Annotated in this window: 16 protein-coding genes; 4 read left to right on the top strand and 12 right to left on the bottom strand. The window is 60.0% G+C overall.

The genetic code is table 11. The annotated features are described in order from the left end of the window. Genes NAV33_RS05480 through NAV33_RS05470 form a run of 3 tightly spaced genes read left to right on the top strand, consistent with a single transcriptional unit; the run spans position 1 to position 2,618 of the window. Positions 1-819 (top strand): CheR family methyltransferase, encoded by an 819-nt coding sequence (locus NAV33_RS05480; RefSeq protein ID WP_255977704.1) that lies wholly within the window; start codon positions 1-3, stop codon positions 817-819. Then, positions 816-1,418 carry a chemotaxis protein CheB gene (locus tag NAV33_RS05475; protein WP_255977702.1) on the top strand — a complete coding sequence of 201 codons (603 nt, stop codon included), beginning with the start codon at positions 816-818 and terminating at the stop codon, positions 1,416-1,418. The genes NAV33_RS05480 and NAV33_RS05475 overlap by 4 nt, the downstream gene beginning before the upstream one ends. Before the next feature lie 3 nt (positions 1,419-1,421). Continuing rightward, positions 1,422-2,618, top strand: coding sequence for a hybrid sensor histidine kinase/response regulator (locus tag NAV33_RS05470; RefSeq protein WP_255977700.1), 1,197 nt, complete (start codon positions 1,422-1,424; stop codon positions 2,616-2,618). A gap of 38 nt (positions 2,619-2,656) precedes the next feature. Here the strand turns inward: NAV33_RS05470 and NAV33_RS05465 are convergent, their stop codons facing one another. The 12 genes from NAV33_RS05465 to NAV33_RS05410 form a co-directional block, all read right to left on the bottom strand. Beyond that, complete coding sequence (locus tag NAV33_RS05465; RefSeq protein ID WP_255977698.1) at positions 2,657-3,805, bottom strand: catalase family protein; 1,149 nt, start codon at positions 3,803-3,805, stop codon at positions 2,657-2,659. Between the two features lie 57 nt (positions 3,806-3,862). Continuing rightward, positions 3,863-5,734 (bottom strand): di-heme-cytochrome C peroxidase, encoded by a 1,872-nt coding sequence (locus NAV33_RS05460; RefSeq protein ID WP_255977696.1) that lies wholly within the window; start codon positions 5,732-5,734, stop codon positions 3,863-3,865. A gap of 213 nt (positions 5,735-5,947) precedes the next feature. Continuing rightward, a complete protein-coding gene (locus NAV33_RS05455; RefSeq protein WP_255977693.1) occupies positions 5,948-6,907 on the bottom strand; it encodes a hypothetical protein in 960 nt (319 codons plus the stop codon). Beyond that, positions 6,898-9,579, bottom strand: coding sequence for a toxin VasX (locus NAV33_RS05450; RefSeq protein WP_255977691.1), 2,682 nt, complete (start codon positions 9,577-9,579; stop codon positions 6,898-6,900). The genes NAV33_RS05455 and NAV33_RS05450 overlap by 10 nt, the downstream gene beginning before the upstream one ends. Further along, the gene (locus NAV33_RS05445; RefSeq protein WP_255977689.1) at positions 9,576-10,157 is read right to left on the bottom strand and encodes a DUF4123 domain-containing protein; all 582 of its coding nucleotides are present in this window, start codon (positions 10,155-10,157) and stop codon (positions 9,576-9,578) included. Before NAV33_RS05445 ends, NAV33_RS05450 begins: the two co-directional genes overlap by 4 nt. Beyond that, a complete protein-coding gene (gene tssI / locus NAV33_RS05440; RefSeq protein ID WP_255977687.1) occupies positions 10,154-12,268 on the bottom strand; it encodes a type VI secretion system tip protein TssI/VgrG in 2,115 nt (704 codons plus the stop codon). Before tssI ends, NAV33_RS05445 begins: the two co-directional genes overlap by 4 nt. Positions 12,269-12,458: 190 nt before the next feature. After that, the gene (locus tag NAV33_RS05435; RefSeq protein ID WP_255977685.1) at positions 12,459-12,977 is read right to left on the bottom strand and encodes an Hcp family type VI secretion system effector; all 519 of its coding nucleotides are present in this window, start codon (positions 12,975-12,977) and stop codon (positions 12,459-12,461) included. 281 nt (positions 12,978-13,258) lie between these two features. Further along, the gene (gene selO, locus NAV33_RS05430) at positions 13,259-14,719 is read right to left on the bottom strand and encodes a protein adenylyltransferase SelO (protein ID WP_255977683.1); all 1,461 of its coding nucleotides are present in this window, start codon (positions 14,717-14,719) and stop codon (positions 13,259-13,261) included. Positions 14,720-14,802: 83 nt separating this feature from the next. Continuing rightward, positions 14,803-18,093, bottom strand: a complete 3,291-nt coding sequence (gene mscK, locus NAV33_RS05425; RefSeq protein WP_255977681.1) for a mechanosensitive channel MscK — start codon at positions 18,091-18,093, stop codon at positions 14,803-14,805. A 114-nt stretch (positions 18,094-18,207) separates the two neighbouring features. Next, complete coding sequence (locus NAV33_RS05420) at positions 18,208-19,953, bottom strand: potassium/proton antiporter (RefSeq protein ID WP_255977679.1); 1,746 nt, start codon at positions 19,951-19,953, stop codon at positions 18,208-18,210. 157 nt (positions 19,954-20,110) lie between these two features. Continuing rightward, positions 20,111-21,913 carry an acyl-CoA dehydrogenase gene (locus tag NAV33_RS05415; protein ID WP_255977677.1) on the bottom strand — a complete coding sequence of 601 codons (1,803 nt, stop codon included), beginning with the start codon at positions 21,911-21,913 and terminating at the stop codon, positions 20,111-20,113. Between the two features lie 119 nt (positions 21,914-22,032). Then, positions 22,033-22,935 (bottom strand): polyprenyl synthetase family protein, encoded by a 903-nt coding sequence (locus tag NAV33_RS05410; RefSeq protein WP_255977675.1) that lies wholly within the window; start codon positions 22,933-22,935, stop codon positions 22,033-22,035. A gap of 113 nt (positions 22,936-23,048) precedes the next feature. Here NAV33_RS05410 and fni point away from each other — a divergent pair, with 113 nt between their 5' ends. Next, on the top strand, positions 23,049-24,098 hold the full coding sequence (fni, locus tag NAV33_RS05405) for a type 2 isopentenyl-diphosphate Delta-isomerase (RefSeq protein ID WP_255977673.1): 1,050 nt from the start codon (positions 23,049-23,051) through the stop codon (positions 24,096-24,098). The last annotated feature ends 16 nt before the right edge of the window (positions 24,099-24,114 follow it).

Genomic DNA, 24,114 nt, shown 5'->3' with positions numbered 1-24,114 from the left:
ATGCCGGATCGCAACCAAGCCATCGAGCTGAAGCTGCTGATTGAGGCGATCTACCTGCGCTACAGCTACGATTTCCGTGACTATTCCGGTGCCTCGCTCAAGCGCCGGGTGTTGCTGGCGCTGCGACAGATGCAATGCGAGAACATCTCGGAGCTGCAGCGTAAGATTCTTTACCATCCGCAGGCGTTCATGGAGCTGCTGCAGTTTCTCACTATCCCGGTGAGCGAGATGTTCCGTGACCCCAGTTATTACCTGGCGTTGCGTGAGCAGGTGGTTCCGGTGCTGCGTACCTATCCGTCGCTGAAAATATGGATAGCCGGTTGCAGCACGGGCGAAGAGGTTTACTCGATGGCGATCCTGCTCAAGGAAGAGGGCCTGCTGGAGCGCACCATTCTCTACGCCACCGACATCAATCCACGCTCGCTGGAACAGGCGCGCCAGGGCATTTTCCATATTGGCGACATACAGCAGTACACGACCAACTACCAGCGCGCCGGCGGCAGGCACAGCCTCAGCGATTACTACACGGCCGCTTATGACTCGGCGATCATGGATAAGTCTTTGAAAGAACAGGTGACCTTTGCCGACCATAGTCTGGCGACCGATAGCGTTTTCGCCGAGACTCAATTGATTTCCTGTCGCAATGTGCTGATCTATTTCAACAAGCCGCTGCAGAACCGAGCCTTTGGGCTATTTCATGATTCCCTCTGCCATCGTGGCTTTCTCGGCTTGGGTAGCAAGGAAACCGTTGAATTCTCCGGCTATGCCGATCGTTACGAGGCATTCGACAAGCAGGAAAGGATTTTCCGCAAGCTATGAGCCATGCGACTACCAGTGCCTTTTCCTATTCGCCTACTCGGCCGATCGATGCCGTGGTTATCGGCGCTTCGGCGGGTGGGCTGGCCGCGCTGAGCGTTCTGGTCAGCGGATTGCCGGCTAGCTTCCGATTGCCGCTGCTGATGGTGCAACATGTTCCGCCCAGCGGGCCGACGCAGCTTGCCGAAATATTCCGGCGCAAGACCAAACTGAAGGTCAAGGAAGCGGCCGACAAAGAGCCGGTGTGCGGTGCGACTCTGTATTTCGCCGCGCCTGGTTATCACCTGCTGGTAGAGGCGGACCTGACCCTGTCGCTCAGCCAGGATGATGCGATGCATTTCTCCCGCCCCTCGATCGATGTGCTGTTCGAGTCGGCGGCCGATGCCTGGGGCGAGCGCGTCGCCGGCATCCTGTTGACTGGTGCCAACGAGGACGGCGCGGCCGGCCTCGAAGCGATCAAACGGGGCGGCGGCATCGCTATCGTCCAGGAGCCCAGCGAAGCCGAGGTTCAGACCATGCCCTTGGCCGCACTCCAGCGCTTTGCGCCGGATTACATTTTGCCCTTGCGCGATATTCATCGACTGTTGCGCGAACTGGAGTGACCCATGCCCAACCAAACCGATGAAGCGAATCTGCTGATCGTCGATGATCTGCCGGAGAATCTGTTGGCGCTGGATGCCATTCTCAAGGCGCCGGGCATCCATGTGCATCAGGCCGAATCAGCGGAGCAGGCGCTCGAGTTGTTGCTGCAGCATGAGTTCGCGCTGGCCATCCTCGACGTGCAAATGCCCGGCATGGATGGCTTTCAGCTGGCTGAGCTGATGCGCGGCACCGAGCGCACCAAGCAGATTCCCATCGTCTTCGTCAGCGCCGCGGGCCGCGAGCTCAACTACGCGTTCAAAGGCTACGAAAGCGGTGCCGTGGACTTCATGCACAAACCGCTGGATACCCATGCGGTGCGCAGCAAGGTCAGCGTGTTCGTTGATCTGTATCGCAACCGCAAGCGCATGGCGCGCCAGCTCGAGGCGCTCGAAAGCAGCCGTCGCGAGCAAGAGGTCCTGCTCGACGAGCTGCGTAGCACCAAGGCCGAGCTGGAAGGTGCGGTGCGTATGCGCGATGACTTCATGTCGATCGTCTCCCATGAGCTGAAAACGCCACTCAACACCCTCATCCTTGAAGTGCAGCTGCGCAAGTTGCAGCTCGGACGGAACAACTTCGCCGCTTTCAGTGAAGACAAGCTGAGACAGATGGTCGACAAGGACGAGCGGCAGGTCCAGAGCCTGATCCGCCTGATCGACGATATGCTCGACGTGTCACGCATTCGCACCGGCAAGCTATCGATCAGGCCCATCCGCGTTGATCTGGGCAAGCTGGTGGCCAGCGTGGTGGAAAACTTTGCGCCGCAGATGCAAGCCAGCGGTTGCACGCTGTTGTTCCAGCGACCGGAGCCGATATTCGGCGTCTGGGACGAGTTTCGCATCGAGCAGGTGCTGGCCAATCTGCTGACCAATGCGATGCGCTACGGCGCAGGCAAGCCCGTGCAAGTCAATATCAGCGCCACATCGACTGAGGCCTGCATCGAAGTGAGTGACCAAGGCATTGGAATCAGTCAGAAGAGTCTGGAACGGATCTTTTGCCAGTTCGAGCGCGCCGAAGGCAGCGAAAGCAGCGCCGGACTGGGGCTTGGTCTGTTCATCGCTGAGCAGATAGTCAAAGCCCACAGTGGTCATATTCAGGTGGAAAGCGAAGAGGGTCAGGGCGCGCTATTCCGGGTCCTGCTGCCGTTGGGTGTTGAGGCCTAAAGCCGGCCCGAGGCCATCAACCTCCAAGAGTTGCAGTACTAGTGGTCAGTTTGGAAGGCGCCGTTGCGGTCCAGACGGTAAGCACTGATGGCTTCGTACACTGCTTTTCTCAAGCGGTTGATGCCGCCGATTGGTCGATGCTCAGGAAGTGAATGCCAAGGGTTGAAGGAGAGATTGTCACAGTCGATATTCTGCGCCGGACTGTCGAAATCCTGAGCGAGAAGGCGGATATCCGCGACGGACTCAAAAGCGGAGATCGACTCGTCCCACTCAACGCTGGGGTCCTCGATAGGCATGTAGAAATCGGCGTTTTGCCGTTGTACCTGCAAGGTGAAACAAGCGGGCGTCTGGTCGAGCGAAAGCTGCTGGTAGAGCGCGCTGCGCAAGAAGTTGGGTAGGTCGCGGTTCTGTTCGGGTAATTGATAAGCCGGGCAGTTCTCCGGTGCAGGTATCACGCGGTATTTGATATTCAGCGGACCAAGCTTGAACGGCGCTACCGAGTTGTAGGTGGTCGCCACTGGGCTGTCGGGCGCTGGCGATAGGGTTTTCAGCGCAATCGCCAGATGGCGGATTTCCCAGTGACGGGGATCCCAGCCTGGGAAGAATGCCAGCACTTTCTTGCCCTCGGCCTGGGCAGCGAAATTGCTCCGGTATTCGGCTACGTCGCGGACGAAGAATGCGGGGTGATTGAACATGACGAAATCCTGCTCAGCGGCGTGAGCCGGGTTCGCTGTCAACTTCTGTCCCGGTACGTCGAGCAGCTTTATCGCCATGCCTCGAGCATCACGGACGCGATCGAACTGAGGATAAGCATTGCCGTTCGAAAGCCTTACCCAGGCCTGCCAGCTATGTCCAGGTTGGCTGAAGACGCCATGCTGTAGGTCGCTGTCGATGTCCCCGCGGACGGAAACCTCCGCCCTGAGGCAACCATGCGCTTTGGCGTGCGCGTCGCGTAGCACCCGGGTGTTGTCCCGGTGTTGTTCGACGACCCGGATTGCGTCAGCAATAATGGTCTGCGTGTCCGCTTTTTCGGTGACAGGAATCTGTTCCTCGCGTGACACCGGGCCGGAAAATTTCCAGCTATAGAACAGGCTGCCGATCAGCCAGCCGCCGAGGCCTAAGGCCAGAGCCAGCAAGAGGATTTTGCCGATCCAGCTACCCAAACAGAGCCAGAATTTCTTGAGCATGGTGAAGTCCCTTTTGACCTTTCCATTATGGGAGTAGCAGCGCTGCGATCCGTGGCGTTACCCGCAGTTGGGGCCCGGTTTCCATGGTTTGGCTGGCAAATCTTGCAGTCGCGGCTCGAACCGATCGTCGCCCAGCACTTTCAAATACTCGATCAGAGCCCAGCGCTCGTGAGGTAGCAGGGCGCGCCCTATAACGCCCTGCTCGCGACAGCCCGCGCGAAACTCATGGCCCCGGTTGCTATTGCCGGTAATGGAGGTGTCGAGCAGAAAGCCGCCGGGAAAGGCGCCGGTTTCAAAACCGAGGCGCTTGGTGTCGTATTCGAAGGTACCCACCCAAAACTGGTCCTGCCGTTCGGCCACTGGCGACAATAACTCAAACAGGTTCGCGACCGAACCGTTATGCAGAAAAGGCGGTGTGGCCCAGATACCATCGAGGGGGCGGGCTTTATAACCGCGTATCTCCTGGACGCCGATAGGTAGTCCGAACCCGTCCAGGCTCGCGCGCTCGTCCGGGTGAATACCGGCGTCACGGTAGGCGCGCTGTTCGACATAGGCCGTGATGTAAGCCAGCCCTTTTGCGCTGGATATCCTTTGCAGGTCTAGCTCCGCTGGCGAGGCGCCAAAGAGTCGGACATCCAGTTGTTTCAGTTCGTCCTGCGTCCAGCCTAACCGGCTGACATCGAAACGGTGATCGGCAATATTGTCTGCGGTTGTGGGATCGGTGCCGATGATCTCGGTCGGGACGATTCGCATCCGCCATTCAGGGTCCCTGCTTGCAGCAAAGCGCTCGCCCACGGGCTTGGGAGCGGCTGCGTGGCAATAGGCGCAATTTTCCTCGAACAGTGCCCGGCCGAGACTGGCGTTTTCGATATCAACCTTGCCCAACACCTCTTCAGGCCAGCGCGGCGGCTCCAGGCGTTTAAGCGTCTGCTCCAGCCTATCGAGGTCGCGCACGCGAACGCTCGATGGGTAGCGTTCGGCGAGCGGTATGGGGCTGCCATCTTCGTGGAGCAGGCGCAGTGGCGCGCCCACGCCTAATGCCTCGCCAATATTGCGCGCCATTGGCTGCATGGCTGAACCGTTCCACTGAACCCAGTCGAACTTCCATATATCCCATACCTGCGGATAGCTGACCGGTGCGTTGGCGACCCGATAGTTATCCGCATTGATGGCATCGCCAAACACAGTATTGGCGATCCGCCCGAATGCATCGGTACGGCCGAAACCTTCTTCCGTGGGATAGAGGCCTCGGTGCCAATCGTTGAAGGCTGTGCTGAGCAACCGATCCAGTACCCGCTTGAAATCGACCCGCAGCTGCTCTCGGTCGCGTGCGTAATTGTCGCCTAGGACTTCCAGCGCGAACCGTTTGAATTTGATCGGGTTGTAGTAGGTTGCGGCCATGCTCATTCCCAGGGCCTGGCCGAATGCTCCGCCTCTCAATGTGGGCACCGTCGAGGCTAGCGAGTGCAATGCCGCCCCGCCATCGATGCGTATGGCCTGGCCACGGTGGCGTAGCTCACCCGTATGACATGCGGCGCAACTTATATCGAGGTAGGCAAAGCCGGTTTCGCCGTCTTCGTGCCGCGCGAAGCCAACCGGCAGATTGGCTGGATTGCGTGCGGACGGCTGCTGCTGTGGATCAACAAGAAAGCCGAACCTGGCCAAATAATTTGGCGCTGCGAGCTTTTCCCGGCCAAATGGTTTTTCCAGCGCCTGGAACCATTCGTACCTCAAGCCCTTAACCTGGGTGCCCTGCGGCGTGTAATAAAAGGTTTGCCGATCTTCTTCGCTCCACTGGTTCAGATAGTGAAGTTTCTCGGGCTGTTGGTAAGCGGGCAAGTTGGGGAAGGCCACGAAATACGCGCCAATCCCTGCGAGCAACGCAACTAACAGGACAAGCCCCAACAGGGCACGGCGGAGCAGTCGCATGGTGAACTTCCATGTAGCCAAGGCGGTTGGCCTTTATGCCAATCAATTAGGCTAATAGCAATATGACATGATGTTCGTAACGATTTACGCTCGCCCGGAAAGCAAAGGATTAGTGGGGTTCATATATCTGCGGTGCGATTTGGGAATAGCCAAAAACAGGCGAGAAACCGCGCCAGACGTCCGAGCCCTTGAACGAGCACGTCATCAGTTTGGTTACACGTCCAGCCCGCGCTCACGCTCCAGATCAATCAAACGCGTCGTTGGGCCAACGGCTTGCAAACGCTCAGTAACTATCTGAGGCCAGCGATTACGGGAGCGGCGCTTAGCGACGTTGTAGGTGAACTCCTGCAGCCAGTTCATCGGATAGGACCAAACTTCCCACGCCAGCATGAAGGCATCGGTCCACTCGAGGTAGTTCTTGCCGCCATTTGCCGCCTTTTTATCGGCGATCTTAGCCAAGGTTAGCCTGTGCCAGTCGGTGCGTTTGATGTTGCTAGCTTTTAGCATCTCTTTGACGTAGGCGTCTGAATCGCTGCGTTGACCGTGCTCATCGAACCAGGGGCCGTTGTCCATATAGGCGCGCAGCCACTCCCAGAAGCCTTTTTGCATCTGCAGCGTCTTGCCCATGGGTAGGCCGAGGCTTACCAGCAGGGCGTTGTCGGGCTCACCCAGACGGCGCACAAGAATCTCCAGCGAGGCATTACGCATGCCGCCGGTTTGCGGGCCAACCATCACATATTCACCGGCCAACGCCTGAATACCATCCCAAGGGCTGTGGTAAAGCTCGCCGTTATGGTCGAAATAAACCTCGCGGGTACGGCGATTGAAGAGGATCGGCAAGGGGAGTGGGCTGCGAGTTTCCCAGAGAAAAGGGACAATGAAGAAAATGACGGTCAGTGCTAGCCCCATCCAAATGCCATCTATTTTCCCAGTCAGGATTAGAAAGGCACTCATAAGAATTGTAGCTACTCCTCCAATGCCGCCCATCACTCCAGTAAGCATCCCCCTATCAGTATCGCCTCCTGCCTTTAGCGCCAAGTAATGCTCGGTATGTTCGTCGGTAACGAACATTTCCCAAGGCTTTTCACCCGTGGGTTGGTCGGCACGCAAGAGCTCGCTAGGCGCTTGGCCGAAGCGGGTGCGAGCTTGCTGGATCAGGTCGCTTACAGCCATGCTAGTTCCTTGATTTCAATGGGCGGCAGGGTCAGTCCTTCGACGGGGGAGTAGCTCAATTCGCCGCTAATGGCATCGAGCTCGGCGCTGTTTTCTTCATGGTAAACGCGGCGGTAGACAGCAACGCCAGGCTCGATTGTCACCCGGGTGCCGCTGTGATGATCAAAGTCCTTGCCCGACCATTCCACTGCCCTGCGGGTGCCGCCAAGGCCGAAAAAGCTGCCCCAGGTTTCGTGTCCTTTGAAGTGGATCATATCTTCGCTCAGGATATCCCTGCCCGGTAGGCGCAGCAGTACATAGGTAATGGTCTGCATACCGTGATAGGGGTTCAGCTCGTTGAGCCGGTAAGCCTGGAGGCTGATGGGGAAAACGATCTTGTACAACTCGGTCATCGACTTCTCATAGCTATCGGCCCACTCCGCCGGGCGGGTGCCGAAGCGAGTATGTTTGATCCAGGCTTCCAATGGCGTGTCCTGGGTGTACTGCCGGGCAATAACGCCTCCGACGATCAGGATGGTCCAGCCTAGTGCGCGGCCAGCCAGGTGCGGTGCCACGCTGATACCTCGCCCTATTGCAGCAGCCTCGCCGGCAATCACTGCGGCACGGGCGGCACGAATGGCGCGAAAGCTTTTCACGTACAGGCGCAGATTGGCGGCGGAGGTCAGGGTAAGCCCTGCGTTGATGCTCGCGGTATCGATATCGCCAACCTGGTAGGACTCCATGGCTTCGATACCAAAGACCAACACGTCGAAACCTGATGTGACCGATTGCAGGAAGGCAGTGCCGGCGCCGACGCCCAATGCTTTGGCCAGAGCGGCCTGGGACGAAAGAGAACGTGAACCTGCAATCTTAGTGGTGGCTTCCCAGTCTACTTCGGCAACTTTTTCTGCTATTGCGGATATAGCAGAAGCTACACCAAAAGCCCCACCCGCAAAACTCAGCCAGCTTTTACCTGACTGTTTTTCGGTCAGCTGTGCCCCACCCCAAACAAAGTTCACCCCCGCGACTAGCGCTACCAAACATTTGACCGGCGCCTTTTCCATCGCTTCTTTGCCAAGATCGAGCATCCCCTTGAGGCTGACATCGGCGGCCAATTGCCCCGTCAAGGCGGGCAGATCCTTGACCGGTACCAGGTGAAAGAAGGGCAAGGCATCACTGACCGCGGCGCTTAGAGGTGTGAACCTGAGGTTTGCGGGCAATTGGGGCCGTGTGCCCATCAAGTCGCTCATCCATTCGCCGAGTTGGCGCTGAGTGACTGCCTCGATAGCCAGGCGCTGCTGGCTGCGCGCCAGCGCGGCGGCCAGGTAAAGGCGTCCGGCTGCCTTTGCACCGTCATTGGCTTGTTGCAGGCCCAGCCCAGCGATTGGGGCTAGGGCGATGAACAGCGCCTCCAGCGTCGATCCCTTAATATGGTGGGCCAGTTTTTCGGCGGCCTGGTTGAGCAGTTCCGCCAGCTTGCGGGATTCGGTCAGTGCGCTGGCACCGTTGTCCCTGGCGCCGTCTGCCAGCCCGACGATGGTGTTAATTTCGCCAATGCCTAGCCGTTTGCCCAGCCCCAACAGTGACCAGACCAACCAGGGTTTGCCTGCTTTTTGTTGGAGCATCAAGGCGTTGGCGATGGCTTGCGCACCAGGGCCGGTTGTCGCTGGACCAAGGCAGGCGGCGGCGAAGTGCAGCTCTAGCTCCTCCCGCGGCGCCGACTGGGTGATGTCGAAGTGGCCACACGCGGTGTCCAGGCTTGCGGGGCCACGTTGTGCCAGAGTGTTGAACCAGGCTGCCCAGAGCTCACTGAGACGACGCACATCGACACTGTATTCATGTTCTTCCTGCGTTTGTTCCTGCCAGGCGGTTTGTAATTTTCGGCAATTGGTCATGCTGCGCAGCTGGCGATCGATTTGCGGGTCGCTCTCAGCCAGAGACTTGATTACGCCGGCCATGGCCCAATCCTCGCCATGTATTTCGCGAGTGGCCCTAAACGCCTGCTGGCGGGCGCGGAGCAATTCGGCCAGATCCAGCAGTACGCCCCAGGGATCATCGATCAAGGCATAGGACTGCTGTTCACAGCGCTGCATGTCGCTCAGTAGTTGTGGCCAGTCCGGACGGTGCGAAGTAGAGGGTTCGCAGCTCCAGCCATACCAGGTGGCGTCCATGTAGTCGCCGATACGCTCGTGGATAGTACGGGCCTGGCCGCTGAATGGAGCTGCACCAGGCGTAAATGTGCGCATTACTCGTTGGCGCACGTCGGCCTTGGTCTTGGCGGCAGCGAACTGACTGTCGCTCCACTGGCTGGGAGACCAGGCCAGCATGGCCGACTCGCCGGAAGGAAGTAGCAGATAGGACAACGTGCGTCCGTCGATGACTTTTCCGGCACGCGGCGTTTGGGTAAACGTGGCCCGGTTGACGCGGTATTCAATCATTTGTTTCAGCCCGCTCTGCCAGACATACAGCCAGCCGTCGCGTAACAGGCGGGTAGTGTAATTTAGCGAGCGGCCCTGCAAAGACTCGAAATAAACGCCGATATTGGGGAACATACCTTGCAGCGGGGGTAGCCCATAGGCGCTAGTGTCAACCGGCAGGGTAGGGCCGATCGCATAGCGTAGAGGCAATACAGCGCTGAGCAACGGGCACGCGGCCACTATCGAACTGGATGGATGTGGAGCTTGAGCGGTCATGTGGCAGCCTCCTGTGCCGTGTCGTCCTGGCTGGCGAGCGCTTTTAACAGTGGCCAGTCGAGCGTCAACTGGGCGGCGACGCCCAAGTCAGCCTGCACATTGTTCTTTTCTGGGTGTTCGTTATGCCAGGCGCAAAAAGTGCTGTGTTCGTGGCGAAGCCAGATGCGTTGGATACGATGCCAGAAGCCGTCCGGCCACTTCGCCCCGCTCTGCCAGGCCGAATACAGCGGACGGGCATCGCCGAGACGCAGCCAGAACTCGCGATGCTCGGGGGTAAAGATGCGCAAACGGTTTTGCAGGATGCGCTGTAAGGCGTCTATCGGGGCGTCGCTTTCCAGCCAGACGCCGTCCTCAATACTGTCGCCGTGCTTCCATGCTTCGTAAGCCGGGCTGCCCACGGGGGCATTCAACAGAATGGGGCCCGCGTCTGCTATGGGTTCGTAAGCAGTACCGACTAGCAGTGGCAGTGGCTGGTGGCTTGGAAACGATTGATAGAGCCACGCCGTCGCGCTTTCATAGCGAGCACCATCCAGCAAAAGCGCACCGTTGCCGCTGCAGCTGATCGTGGACGCGCTCATGCATTGTCTCCAGGCGTTGCCTTGGCAGCTTCGCAGACCTCGCACACACCTGCCCGGGTGCTGCGAAACAACAGGTTCTGTTTCACCAGAGCTTCCAGAGGTACGCCTGCCTTATCCCCATCCGCCGGCTCAACCTCCCCCGGCAGAACTGGCGCGGCGCCCGATCCCTTCCCCGGACTCCCGCCAGAGTTCATCTTGATCACCGGCCCGACCATTGTGATGCCGCCCGCATCGAGTTTGATGAAGCTGCCGGCGGCTTTGAACGTGAGTTCGCTGCCGGCTTCGAGGACGACCTTGAGCCCGCTGGAGAGGTGGATTTCCTGGCCGGCTTCGATGAACTGGCCTGTGCCGACCCTCACGTGCTGGTTGTTGCCCACGGTGAGGTGGTCGTTGGCTTTGACCTCACTGCGGCGATCACCATGGGTGGTGCGGTGTTCTTCGGCTCGGAATTCGCTGTAGCTGTTGGCTTCGACGGTGTCGTGGCGTTCGTGGCCGACGCGGATCTTCTGGTCGTGCTCGATGTTTTCGTCCCAGTCGCGCTGAGCGTGGAGGTAGATCTGTTCGGCGCCCTTGCGATCTTCGATACGTAGTTCGTTGTAGCCGCTCCCGCCTGGAGTGCTCAGCGTCTTGAATACGCTGCGGGTCTTGTTCGCCGGCAAGTCGTAGGGGACGGCGTTTCCCTTGTGGTATAGGCAGCCGGTGATCAGCGGCTGGTCGGGGTCGCCTTCTAGAAATGTAATCAACACTTCCATGCCGACACGAGGGATGGCGATGCCGCCGTAGCGGTCGCCGGACCAGTTGCTGGAGACGCGCAGCCAGCAGCTGGTCTTGTCGTTGGCTTGGCCGTCGCGATCCCAGAAGAACTGTACTTTCACTCGACCGTATTCGTCGCAGTGGATCTCTTCGCCGGCGGGGCCGGTGACTACAGCGCTCTGGCTGCCGAGGATGCGGGGCTTGGGGTGGTTGAGCGCGGGGCGGAAGGGCACGGCCCAAGGTGTGGCGGTAAAGTGGTTGCGGTAGCCTTGGGTGAAGGCGCCGGCTCCGAAATGTTGGGCAATACTCCCCTCACCCCAGCGGGGAGCGGGGGCTTGTTCGTGCGCGTTTGAAAAATCAGTGACCGATTCTTCCAACACCTGCGGCTGCTTGCCCTCGTGGTAAATCTCGTTGAGCAGCCACAATTGATTCCAGTCGCTCCGCGGATGCTCGGTGAAGGGAAGGAAGTGACCGCTGACCAGCAGCGGCTGATCGCTTTCGCCTTCGGCCAGCTCGAAGTCATGGCGGTGCCGTTCCAGCGCTCGCTGGGACAGGTGATTGCCACGCTCACGATCGGCGAAGCGGCCGGGGTAGTCGTAATCCTCAAGGTCAGGCTGGGCGTCGCTCCGAACGGCCGCTTCCATGGTCAGGCGTGGCTTTTCAAAATTGTAATCGCGACGGGTAACGCGGCTGGTGCGGGTCTCGACACGTACGCCGAAGCGCTTGATTACCGGCTCATCGGCTACCAGGCCAGAGTCCTGCTGATAGGCGACAGGTGCAAGTTTGGAAAAAACCGTCTGGTCGTCGCCGAACACCAGTACGTGGCCGGACTCACTGTGCTGGAAATGGTAGTGAATGCCTTCTTCTTCGCAGAGTCGCTGGATGAAGTGCAGGTCGGTTTCATCGTACTGAACGCAATAATCCCGTTCCGGGTAAATCACCGGGCCGAGGTCGAATCGGTGGCCGTCATCGGCGAGAATGCCGCGTTCCTCGAGCACTTGGGCGATGATTTGCGGCACCGAGAGGTTCTGGAAAATGCGCTGGTTGGTCCGGTGTGCCAGATAGGCGAGTCTCGGGACGATGACCAATTGATAGCGAGTCTGGCGTTTGCCGGACTCGCCTTGCGCGGCTCGATAGATCTGGCCATGAATACCAGAGCCATCGCCGGTAAATGTCAGGAACGCAGGCTGCTGTAGCAGGCGTTCCAGATCCATGTCCGGGCGTTCGCTGACCAGTTCCAGCTCGAAGCGATAGGGCTGGCTGATGGCTTCGCGACCGCGGAATTCGAGCACTTGAAGATCATGCTCGATGCCTTCGATATGCAGGGAAAAATGGGCTTGGTTGGCGGGGGCGAACATCCTTGTTCCTCCTGGATCCGTCCATGGTTTGCGCCAGGGCGCACGCGGGGGCTCGATGTATCACAGGCCGGCGACGCGACTACGTGCTAGGTCTCGCATTGCAGCGTCGCGAGATAAATTTCCGCTACTGTTTCGCAGAAAAGCTTCGGTCAGGCTATGCCCGGCCGAAGCCTCTCATGCCGTGATCACCTTAGCTGGCGATCGGAGTACGCCAGTCGTCGGAACCGGAAGTGCCGGAAACTTCGTGGGTCCAGACAATCTTGCGGTAGGTGAAGTAGACGTCTTCCAGGTGGGTGAAGTGGGACATGTTCGGATCTTGGCAGTTGGGCATGCGCGACTGCACGTCGACGATCACCGCGTCTTCCAGTTCGATGGTGTAGTAGTGCTCCTGGGTGCCGGTAGAGGAGGTGCGGTACCACTCCAGGCGGCATTTGCTCAGACGCTCGCCAGAGGTCAGCGAGTTGAAGATCAGCGGCGACGATTTGTCGAATACCTTGGTAATCATCAGCGGCTTGTGTACACGCTGGCCGGTGGGCTGACCGGACTGCGGATCACGCGGGATGATTACCTGGTGCTGGAAGGCCTGCACCAGAATCTGGTCCTCATGTCCTTCCTGGAAAATATTGCCGACCGAGTCCTCGGTGAAAGTGCCTGCGGTGATCAGGCCTTGCTTGGTGCCTTCGAGGGACAGATACGCGGGTGTTGGCATGAGTGCTCTCCTTGCTTTGTTAAATGCCGGAATGGCAGATAAACAATTACAAGGCGCGTGCCAAAAAAATAAATGTCTTTTATATCAGTCAGTTGAGATGTTTTAGTGGGGGCGCCTGAACGGCGCTGCGGAACGGTGCACATTTAATTGGGCAATATTTTGCCGGCGCCTGCGCAAGGTTTGGCGCATGTGCGTGCCAGCCCAGTGGTTACGCGCTATGCGACCGGCAGAAGCGCCCAGGTCGGCTTAACTCTGCGCAGCATCTTGCGCAGAACCACCGCTCAGGATGAGCAGCTGATCTCCAGATGCTTGCCCCATTCCGGCGGCCGCTCGGCGTAGCGTTCCATGCCTGGTTGTTCGTCGAACGGGTGGCTGAGCACCGCGTGCAGTTCGCGAACCGGGCCGTAGTCTCCCGCTTCGGCTGCTTCGATTGCTTGCTGGGCAAGGTAGTTGCGCAGGATGTACTTCGGATTGACCGCATGCATGCGTGCCCGGCGGTCGCTCTGGTCGCTGTTCTCGCGCTCGGTACGCTGGCGATAGGTTGCGGCCCAATCGTCGAAGGCCTTGATGTCGATGAAATCTTCGCGCAGACGAGTCAGGGACTGCTCCGGTGCGCTGTCGCCGAGTTCGCGGAAGAACCGCGTGTAGTCGATAGCGCTGCTCTGCATCAGTTGCAGCAGGCGTTGCACCAGCTCTTTGTCGTCTTCTTCCGCTGTCCAGAAGCCCAGGCGCCGGCGCATCAGGTCGAGCCAGGCGGCTTCATAGATCGGCAGAAACAGATCCATCGTCTCGCGCAACTGCTCCACCGCGACGAAGGGTGTCAGAGCTTGAGCCAGTGCGGCCAGGTTCCAATGCGCTATAGGCACTTGGTTCTCGTACGAGTAGCGCCCGGCATCGTCGGAGTGGTTGCAGATAAAGCGCGCGTCGAAGTCGTCGAGGAAGGCGTACGGGCCGAAGTCGAACGTGATGCCCAGAATGGACATGTTGTCGGTGTTCATCACACCGTGGCAGAAGCCATAGGCCTGCCAACGAGCAACCATCTTGGCGGTGCGCTCCAGCACCTCGTGGAAGAAGGAGTGGTAGGGCTCCGGATGTTCCAGGCAGTCGGCGAAATGGCATTCGACGACGTGATCGATCAGCTGCTTCAACTCGTCATGCTGCTTGGTGTAGTAAAAGAATTCGAAATTGCCGAAGCGCACATGGCTGGGGGCGAGACGCAGCAGCATAGCGCCGCGCTCCTGACGTTCGCGATAGACCGGCGTGTCCGAACCGGTGACGCACAGCGCCCGCGAGCTCGGGATGCCCAGCGCATGCAGATGTTCGCTGGCGAGAAATTCGCGAATTGAAGAGCGCAGCACGGCGCGGCCATCGCCCATACGCGAATAAGGCGTCTTGCCGGCGCCCTTGAGGTGCAAGTCCCAATGCTCGCCAGCGTCGTTGACGACTTCACCCAGCAGAAGGCCGCGACCGTCGCCCAGGCGCGGGTTATAGCTGCCGAACTGATGGCCGGAATAAACCATCGCGCGTGGCTCGGCGGTGCTCCAGAGCTTGTGACCGGAGAACAATTCGGCGAACAGCGGATCGTCAGCCACCGCCGGGCCGAGATCGAGTAGCGCCATGGCCGCCTCGCTGGCTACCACCAGGCGCGGCTCGTCCAGCGGTTGAGGCATCACCTCGGTGGAAAACACATCGCCGAGGCGGGCGAAGCGGTTATCGAAATTCAGCTCGGTGAGAGTCTTCACGGGGTCTCCGGCGCTGTCCTGAAATGTAGCGCCCACGGGGCGAGCGCACTTGAATTTGGAGGTCGCGCCTGTCGTGGCGTTCCTCAGGACTGACCGTTGGCAGGTGTCCCGATAACGACTTCGTCTTTATTGGCTTGCTGGATTTGCAGAGCGGGCGGCGGATTTTTCAGATGCACGTCCAGCTGACGGAACGCGATGACGATGCCGCGTGCACGGAATTCCTGGTCGAGCCACCGGTTTATCTCATCGATCACCGGGTTGCGGTCGGCGAGGTCGCGCACATGCAGGCGCAGCTCATGGTCCAAGCGGCTCTCGCCGAAGTTGAGGAAGAAGACCTGCGGTTCGGGTTCCTTGAGTACGCGGGGGTTTTCGCGGGCGGCCTGGAATAGCAGGCTACGCACCTCGTCCAGGTCGGAACCGAACTGCACGCCGATGCGGATGGTGACCCGAGTGATGGTGTCGTTGAGCGACCAGTTGACGAGCTGGTCGGTCACGAAGGTCTTGTTCGGGACGATGATTTCCTTGTTGTCGAAATCGGTGATGGTCGTCGCCCGAATGCGAATGCGGCTGACTGTCCCCGACAGATTGCCAATGGTCACCACGTCGCCGATGCGTACCGGTTTTTCGAAAAGAATGATCAGTCCGGAGACGAAATTGGCGAAGATCTCCTGCAGGCCGAAGCCCAATCCCACCGACAACGCAGCGACCAACCACTGCAACTTGTCCCAGCTAACGCCAAGCGTCGACAACGTCGTGACAATACCGATGCCGACCAAGGTGTACGAGAGTAACGTGCCGGTCGCATACGCACTGCCCTGCGCCAGGCGCATTCTGGACAGCACGAGCACTTCAAGGAGTCCCGGCAGATTTCGCGCCAGCGCGAAGGTTATGACAACCGTGGCCAGCGCACCGAGCAGATTGTTGAGTGTTATGGCGGAGGTGCTGGCAGTCTCGCCGCTGCCGCTGGTGAACTCATACAGGGTGACGTTATCAAGGTACGACACCACGCTGATAAGGTCGGCCCAGACCCAGTACAGGACGACGAAGAACAGGCCGAACATCGCCAGTCGGGTCAAGCGCAGGGATTGTTGATTGACCTGTTCGATGGCCAGGCCGGGCTCGGCCGCGTCTTCGTTCGAGGTGGTCGCTTCATCAGGACCCGCCTCTCGTCTGGCGATCGCTCGCTTGTATGCCAGGCGCCGCGCAGCCACCGTCAGGCCCCGGATCAGAGCAGCCTCGATAACCACCCAGGCCAGCAGCAGATACAGGGTATCGATCAGTCGGCCGGTCAGCTTCAGCGCCGTGTAGTAGTAACCGAGTCCCACGACTACGATCAGCGCCAATGGAAGCACGCTGAACAACAGGCCGATGATGCGCCGCACCGGCGGTGCGTTCTGGCTCGATGGGCCTTTTAACAACAGGCGCGTCAGGCGCCAGCTCATCAGTGCGTAGCAGGTGAGTACGACGACAATGCCGATCACGTCGTCGACCAAACTGCCTGGCTGATGTTCGGCAATCGCCACGACCGCCACCAATGCCATGACCACAAGCCCCAGCCGGCGAATCTCGTTGCGCAGGAAGGCCACCTGTGGGCGGAACCAGCCGAAATGCGCCTCGGCAACCCGGTTGGGAGAGAGCATGCGATAGGCGCTGTAGAACACCAGCCAGGCCTGCGCCATCTGGTAAAAGGCGGCGCCGAGGCTGATGTTCTGACCGCGCCCATCCATCTGCAGGACGTAACCACAGAGCGCCAGGAACAGCGCGCCAGGGAGCGCCAGCAGCAGGTTCAGCAGCAGGGCCAGCGGCGTATGCAATTGGCTGTCATGGCGAAAATGGCCGATGTCGCCGCTGAGCGAATCGAGCTTGGCATTGATCGCGTTGCGACGCCAGAGCAGTAAACCGATCACCAGAAGCAGCGGCACGAAGAACAGCGGCCGTTCCAGCAACCCGGCGCCGAGCGCCTCGAAAACGGAGCCCCATGGCATCGCCCGCAACTGACGATCCAGTAGTGTCGGGACGTTCTTGAACCAGTCCAGATCCAGCGGTCTGTTGCTCGGGATCCAGAACATCTGCTCGTCTAGCGTTTCGCGCAGGGCTTCGGCCTTGGTCTGGAGCTGGCGTTGGTTCAACTGCAGGGTGATCGATTCGCTTAGCAGTGCGTTGAGCTCGTGATTGAGCCGGTCGAGCAGCTCGCTGCGGGTGCGCATCAGCTCCAGCAGCGCACTACGCACCTCCGGATTGACCTCTTCCGATGACTGACTGGCGAGCAGTTGGTCGACATAATCTTCGATATTTCCGCTGGCCTCGCGGCGCTGGTTCAGCTCGAATTGATAGAGGCGGATGTCGGCGATTTCATCGGCCAGATCCTTATCCAGACTCAGCTGTGGCAGGGCCTGCTTCTGCTGGTAGAGCACTTTCGACAGCAGCAGGCTGCCCTCGAGCACGGCGATCTGCTCTTCCAATGCCTGGTCGGCCTGATTCAGTGTGTCGAGCTGCTGGCGCGTCTGCAGATTTTCCTGAGTCAGGTCATTGAGGCGCTCGGTGGCTCGGAGCAGATAACCGGAAAGTTTGCGGTTCTCGGCGCTTTCGGCAGGGAGAAGCTTGCCGGAGCCGGTCTTTTCGGCCTTCAGCGTAATTTCGGCGACGGTCTGCTCTGATTCTTCCCGGCGCTTGTTGTTGATTGCCGTCTGCAGCGCCATGGTTTCCTGCTCGGCACGAGCGATGCGCTCGGACAGCAGATCGCGACGCGCGACGCCCAGATCCTGTAGCAAGCTGTTCCCAGCCAGCTCATTGCGGCGTAGCTCGATCTGAGCGTTTAGGGCAGATTTCTCCGCAGTGAGCAGTTCGCGACGCTCGTCAGTCAGCGGTTTTCCAGCTTCGCGGCCCGTCTTGAGCAGGTTGTTGATTTCGTCGATGCGTGTCTGGGATTTGCTGATATCGGCCTGGGCACGCTCCGGACGTGTCTGTGAACTGATGATCATGCTGTTAGCGGCGGTCAGTGCCGTTTGCCAGGTCGACAGCTCATCGACGCGCTCGGCCAGCCGCTGCTCGAGCGCGGGGACCGTCAGCTTGGCCAGCTTCGCCGCCAGATTGCTGGTATCGCTGCCTTTGAGTTTGCTCAGTTCACGCTGCGCCGCAGCGATCTCCTTCGGCGCGCCGGCCAGCTCGGTCTTGAGCTCGGTCAGGCGTTGCTGTGCCTCTCCGGCCTGCTCAGCGAGCAGCTTGGCGCGATCGTCAGTACTGGGTTGCGCCGGTTTCGCAGCTGCGTCTTCAGCGGGTTGGCCAGCGCTCAGGCCGGGCACGGACTGGGCTAATGCGTAAACAGGAGCAATGGCGAGCAGCGTCGCCAATAACAAGGTGCGAAAGGAGGCCATGGGTCCTGTCGAAGTGTCGAAAAGAGTGCGGAGTCTAAGGGCTGCCGATGGCCGAGGCGAGTCCATAGATCGGAACGTCTCAACCATGTTGCAGGGGGCCCAGGGCCATCTTTTTTAGAAGTGCAGCGCGGGGCCGGGTTTGTTGCCCTCGGGGAATTTCAATCCAACCTTGCGCACTTCGCCGTGCTCCATCGCGGCGATGGTCCAGGTCAGGCCGCTCCACTCGATATGATCGCCGATGACCGGTTTGCCACCGACACGCTCGGTGATGAACTGGCCTATCTGCTGGTTGCCATCCACATCGCCCAGCTTCAAGCCGTACAGCGCAGCGAGGGCGTTCATCTCGGCTTCGCTTTCGAGGATGAAATCACCGAAGAAGCGCATGTCGCGGCCGCGCTGCGGTGCTTCGCTGAACAGTTTTCCGAGCGCTGGGAGGTCCTCTTCGTGGCCGATCACGCAAAGAATGTCATCCACTTGCAGGCGTGTACTACCGGAGGGGTGCAGCAGCGCCTTGCCGCGGAAGAGGGCGGCGATGCGTGTGCCTTCTGGCATCTTAAGTTCGCGCAGAGCGGCGCCTACGCACCACTTTTTAGCGTTTAGGTGATAGATGAACAGTTCCCACTGGCTGGTGGTATGAATCTGCAAACCAGTACGGGAACTGGGCACCGGTGATGGTGGCACTTCCACCTTGGCCTTCTTCGCCGCCCAGGTCAGCGTGGTGCCTTGCAGTAACAGCGAGACCAGCACAATGAAAAACGCGACGTTGAAGAACAGCTGCGCATTGTCCAGCCCGGCAACCAACGGGAATACCGCGAGGATCACCGGCACCGCGCCGCGTAGCCCGATCCAAGAAATGAACAGCCGCTCGCGCAGGTTGAAGCTCCTGAACGGCAGCAGGCCAATGAATACCGACAACGGCCGCGCAAAGAGGATCATCCATAGCGACAGCAGCAGCGCCGGGACGGCGATCGGCAGCAATTCGCTGGGTGTCAGCAGCAAGCCGAGTACGAGGAACATGCCGATCTGACTGAGCCACGCCAGGCCATCGAACATATGCAGAATGCCGTGGCGGTTGCGGATCGGCCGGTTACCTAGCAGCAGCCCGCAGACATACACGGCGATGATCCCGCTACCGCCCACCGCCCCGGAAAAGGCGTAGATCATGATGCCGCCGCTGACCGCCAGCAATGGATATAGGCCGTCGGCTACGGAGAGGCGGTTGATCAGCTGAAGCAGTAGCCAGCCACCGGCCAAGCCGAGCAGGATGCCGATACCAAACTGCAGGACCAGGCTGACCAGTACGGTCCAGGTGAACGAGGTCTCCCCTGAAGCGATCATGCCGATCAGGGTGACGGTGAGGAACATCGCCATCGGGTCGTTGCTGCCTGACTCGATTTCCAGTGTCGCCCCGACCCGCTCGTTCAGACCCTTGCCGTTAAGCAGGTTGAACACCACGGCGGCATCGGTAGAACCGACGATGGCACCAATCAGCATGCCCTCGATCAGGCGCAGGTCGAACAGCCAGGCTGCGGCGATGCCTGTGAGGCCAGCGGTAATCGCCACGCCGAAGGTAGCCAGAGACATCGATGGCCAAAGCGCGACGCGGAAGGTGGCCTTGCGCGTGCGCATGCCGCCGTCGAGCAGAATTACCGCCAATGCGAGGTTACTGATGACAAAGGCGAGCCGGTAATCCTCGAAGACGATACCGCCGATGCCATCGACCCCGGCTAGCATGCCGACGCCGAGGAAGATGACCAGAATTGGCACGCCCAGACGCGAGGAAATCGAGCTCATCAGGATACTGGCAGCAACCAACAGGGCACCGATGAGGAAGAGTTGGTTGATGCTGCCGACGTCCAAGGCGATCTCCAGAAAAGGGGGTTATCCGGCAGGGTATGCACGGGACATGCCAGGGATTCTAACCTGATGATTTAACGGGCTGTCAAAAAAAATGCCTCTTGTACAAAGAGGCATTCATTGAGTGCTTCGCGAAGCACGCAGGCAGTTTTAAAGCTTGCTAGAACCAGCTGTCGTTCATCGACAGGCAGGTGTCGTCACGGCTGGCGAGCAGATCCAGCTCGTGATGACAGTTCGGCACTTCCCAGGTCAGGAAGTAACGTGCCGCTTGCAGCTTGCCGCGGTAGAAGTCCGCATCCGCCGAGTTGCCTTCCGCCAGACCCTGTTCGGCACGAATCGCCTGTTCCAGCCAGCGCCAGCCGATCACGGTATGGCCGAACACTTTCAGATACAGCGCCGAGTTCGCCAGCGCCTGGTTGATCTTGCCAGCCATCAGATCGCCCAGCAGTGCCTGGGTAACCTCGGTCAGGCGTGCTATTAGCCGTTCCAACGGCTCACGCAGGGCGTCGAGCGAGCTGTACTCGCCGGCTCGCTTGCAGGTGCCCTGAATCAAACCGAGCAACTGACGCAGGCCGGCGCCGCCATTCTGCATGAGTTTACGGCCCAGCAAGTCCAGCGACTGGATGCCGTGGGTGCCTTCGTGGATTGGGTTCAAGCGGTTATCGCGGTAGTACTGTTCGACCGGATATTCGCGGGTATAGCCGTGGCCTCCGAGAATCTGGATCGCTAGTTCGTTGGCCTTGAGGCAGAACTCCGAGGGCCAGGATTTGACGATTGGCGTGAGCAGATCCAGTAATTCGTGGGCGTTCTTGCGTTCTTCCTCGGTCTGCGCGGTGTGTTGCTCGTCGACGAGGCGCGCGGCATACAGCCCGAGATCGAAGGCGCCTTCGACATAGGCTTTCTGCGTCAGCAACATGCGCTTGATATCGGTGTGCTCGATGATCGGTACCTGCGCTGAAGCCGGGTTCTTGCCATCCGGCAGACGGCCCTGAGGGCGTTCTCGGGCGTAGTTGAGCGAATACAGATAACCGGCGTAGCCGAGCATGATCGCGCCCATGCCGACGCCGATGCGCGCGTCGTTCATCATCTGGAACATGTACGACAGGCCCTTGTGCGGCTCGCCGACCAGGTATCCAACGCACTCGCCTTTATCACCAAAGTTCAGCGCGGTGGAGGTGGTGCCGCGCCAGCCCATCTTGTGGAACAGTCCGGCAAGAATCACATCGTTGCGCTTGCCCAGCGAGCCGTCATCGTTGACCAGAAACTTGGGCACGATGAACAGGCTGATGCCCTTCACGCCCGGCGGCGCATCCGGCAGCTTGGCCAGAACCATATGAACGATGTTTTCCGACAGCGGATGGTCGCCGCCGGAAATGAAAATCTTGTTGCCCTTCAGGCGGTAGGTACCGTCGCCGGCCGGCTCGGCGCGGGTGCGTAAATCCGACAAGGACGAGCCGGCATGCGGCTCGGTCAGCGCCATGGTGCCGAAGAAACGACCTTCGAGCATCGGTTTCAAGAAGCGCTTCTTCTGCTCATCGTTACCGAACACTTCGATCAGGTGCGAGGCGCCCATGGTCAGCATCGGGTACGACGAAGTGCCGATATTGGCGGACTGGAAATGCGCAAAGCAGGCGCGTGAAAGCAGGTTCGGCAGCTGCATGCCGCCATCGTCGAAGCTGCGCGAGGCGTTATGGAAGCCGGCTTCGATAAAGGCGTCGACGGCGGGTTTTACCTCGGGGATCAGCACCGCTTCGCCATTCTTATAGATCGGCTCGTTCTCATCGGCCTTGCGGTTGTGCGGGGCGAAGAGGTTTTCGGCGATGCTGCGGGCAGTGTCCAGCGCCGCATCGAAGGTTTCGCGGCTGTGATCGCTGAAGCGTTCGCGTTGGGTCAGGCTCTCGGCGTCGAGCACTTCATAGAGTTCGAACGCCAGGTTGCGCGGGCAAAGCAGAGTCTCGGGCATGGAAATTCCTCCGTGTTCATGCGCCGGAGTCTAAGGAGGCGGCAAGATGGCTGCCTAGCACCATACATTCGAGTGATGGAGCGACACAGCAGCGTTTCTTGGCGCTTGCCTGGCCCGCTTCAGTATGGCCGTGCGCAGCAATATTCAAGCAGCTGGGCCAGGTATCCGCCACCGAGCCCGGTATCGATCAAGTGCTGTTCCGCACGGGCCAAATGCTCCTCAAGATGCTGGTGCGCCGCCTCTGGGCCGAGCAGGGCGACGACGGTGCTTTTGCCACGGTCCTTGCCGGTATCCTTGCCGGTCTGTTGCGGCGTGAGACCGTCGGCCAGATCGTCGAGCAGCTGGAAGGCCAGCCCCAACTCGGTGGCGAAGCCGTTCAGATGACACGTGCGGCTGACGTCGGCGGCTCCCAGTAGGGCGGCGAAACCAAGTGCGGCTGTGAACAATGGGCACGTCTTAAGCCGATTGGTGTGGGCGATGGCCTCCAGCGGTCTTACTCGATGGCCTTCGCGTAGATCGTGGTATTGGCCGCGAACCAGCCCCTGCGCGCCGGTGGCCTGAGCGAGCAGCCGCACCAGGTGGTTGCGCAGCGAATCGCCGATGCCCTCGGCCGATGCCGCTATGCTGAAGGCATGGCTGAGCAGCGCGACCGAGCTGAGCACTGCGATGTCCTCGCCGAACTGCAGGTGAATGGTCGGCCGGCCGCGGCGCAGCTCGGCATTGTCCATACAGGGCATGTCATCGAGAAAAAGCGAGGCGGCGTGCACCATTTCCAGTGCGCAGGCGAGATCGAGTGCGGCATCGACGGTTTGCTCCTGCTGCAGATCCTGGAGCGCCAACAACAGCAGCAATGGGCGGATGCGCTTGCCAGGTGCCAGCGTGCCATCGCGCATGGCAAGTCCGATAAGGTCATGCGCGGGGCATGGAGGCAGCCTTTGATCCAGTCTGTCGTCGACCCGCGTACGCAACGCGCTGAGCATCTGCTCGAAATGAGGTTGCATGCTCGACATAGCGGTGGCCATGGCGCCTCCCGTGTGGTTTGGAAACTGTGACAAAACTTATACAGTATGTATAAGTAATGGGCACTTTTACTGACCGCATCCGTCCACATAAGGTCATTCGAACGAGGCGCTGTATGAGCAAAGAGCTTCTCGCGGCACGCAAGAACGATCATCTGGATATCGTTCTTGATCCTCGCCGCGCCTGTTCACGAGCGGAAACGGGTTTCGCTGCACTGACCTTCGAGCACTGCGCGCTACCGGAGTTGCGCCTGGATCAGGTGGATATTCGGACCTCCTTGTTTGGCAGAACGCTGGCCGCGCCTCTGCTGATCAGTTCGATGACGGGCGGTGCGGCGCGGGCGACGCAGATCAACCGACACCTGGCCGAAGCCGCCGAGGTGCTGGGTATCGCTCTGGCCGTGGGCTCGCAGCGCATCGCGCTGGAAACCGGGGCGGATCAGGGGTTGACCCATCAGTTGCGCCAGCTGGCGCCGAGTATTCCGTTGTTGGCCAATTTCGGCGCCGCGCAGTTGGCGGCGGGCTATGGCCTGGACGAGGCGCAGCGTGCCGTGGAAATGATCCAGGCCGATGCGCTGATCATTCATCTCAATCCGCTGCAGGAAGCCGTGCAGATTGGTGGCGACCGCGATTGGCGCGGCGTGTTGAATGCCATCGAAGCGCTCGCCTCGCAGTTGCCTGTACCGCTGGTGGCCAAGGAAGTGGGGGCGGGCATTTCGGCAGACGTGGCGCGGCGTCTGCTCGATGCCGGCGTTTCGGTCATCGACGTGGCGGGCGCCGGTGGCACCAGCTGGGCGGCCGTCGAGGCCGAGCGTACTGCGGATCCGCAGCAGCGCGCCGTTGCTCAGGCATTCGTTGGCTGGGGCATCCCCACCGCCCAGGCGATTGCGGCGGTGCGTCGGGCCTGTCCCGATGCGCGGCTGATTGCATCCGGCGGCATTCGCGATGGGATCGAAGCGGCGAAGGCGATACGCCTGGGCGCTAATGTCGTCGGCCAAGCCGCGGGTGTGCTTGAAGCGGCGCTGCTCGGTCCGCAGGCGGTCATCGAGCATTTTCAGGTGCTGATCGAGCAACTGCGTATCGCCTGCTTCTGTACCGGCTCGGCTGATCTTGTAGCCCTGAGGCGGGCGCCGCTGCTACCGCCCTTCGATCCGTCCGCGCTCTGATGCGCTCACGGGTGCG

The organism is Stutzerimonas stutzeri (genome assembly GCF_024448715.1).
GTDB lineage: Bacteria > Pseudomonadota > Gammaproteobacteria > Pseudomonadales > Pseudomonadaceae > Stutzerimonas > Stutzerimonas stutzeri_AR.
This window is presented reverse-complemented; position numbering and strand designations above follow the sequence as displayed.

Bases quoted from the DNA above. Each gene is read 5' to 3' on its own strand.
- NAV33_RS05480 (WP_255977704.1), top strand. From the start codon at position 1: ATGCCGGATCGCAACCAAGCCATCGAGCTGAAGCTGCTGATTGAGGCG.
- NAV33_RS05475 (WP_255977702.1), top strand. From the start codon at position 816: ATGAGCCATGCGACTACCAGTGCCTTTTCCTATTCGCCTACTCGGCCG.
- NAV33_RS05470 (WP_255977700.1), top strand. From the start codon at position 1,422: ATGCCCAACCAAACCGATGAAGCGAATCTGCTGATCGTCGATGATCTG.
- NAV33_RS05465 (WP_255977698.1), bottom strand. From the start codon at position 3,805: ATGCTCAAGAAATTCTGGCTCTGTTTGGGTAGCTGGATCGGCAAAATC.
- NAV33_RS05460 (WP_255977696.1), bottom strand. From the start codon at position 5,734: ATGCGACTGCTCCGCCGTGCCCTGTTGGGGCTTGTCCTGTTAGTTGCG.
- NAV33_RS05455 (WP_255977693.1), bottom strand. From the start codon at position 6,907: ATGGCTGTAAGCGACCTGATCCAGCAAGCTCGCACCCGCTTCGGCCAA.
- NAV33_RS05450 (WP_255977691.1), bottom strand. From the start codon at position 9,579: ATGACCGCTCAAGCTCCACATCCATCCAGTTCGATAGTGGCCGCGTGC.
- NAV33_RS05445 (WP_255977689.1), bottom strand. From the start codon at position 10,157: ATGAGCGCGTCCACGATCAGCTGCAGCGGCAACGGTGCGCTTTTGCTG.
- tssI (WP_255977687.1), bottom strand. From the start codon at position 12,268: ATGTTCGCCCCCGCCAACCAAGCCCATTTTTCCCTGCATATCGAAGGC.
- NAV33_RS05435 (WP_255977685.1), bottom strand. From the start codon at position 12,977: ATGCCAACACCCGCGTATCTGTCCCTCGAAGGCACCAAGCAAGGCCTG.
- mscK (WP_255977681.1), bottom strand. From the start codon at position 18,093: ATGGCCTCCTTTCGCACCTTGTTATTGGCGACGCTGCTCGCCATTGCT.
- NAV33_RS05415 (WP_255977677.1), bottom strand. From the start codon at position 21,913: ATGCCCGAGACTCTGCTTTGCCCGCGCAACCTGGCGTTCGAACTCTAT.
- NAV33_RS05410 (WP_255977675.1), bottom strand. From the start codon at position 22,935: ATGGCCACCGCTATGTCGAGCATGCAACCTCATTTCGAGCAGATGCTC.
- fni (WP_255977673.1), top strand. From the start codon at position 23,049: ATGAGCAAAGAGCTTCTCGCGGCACGCAAGAACGATCATCTGGATATC.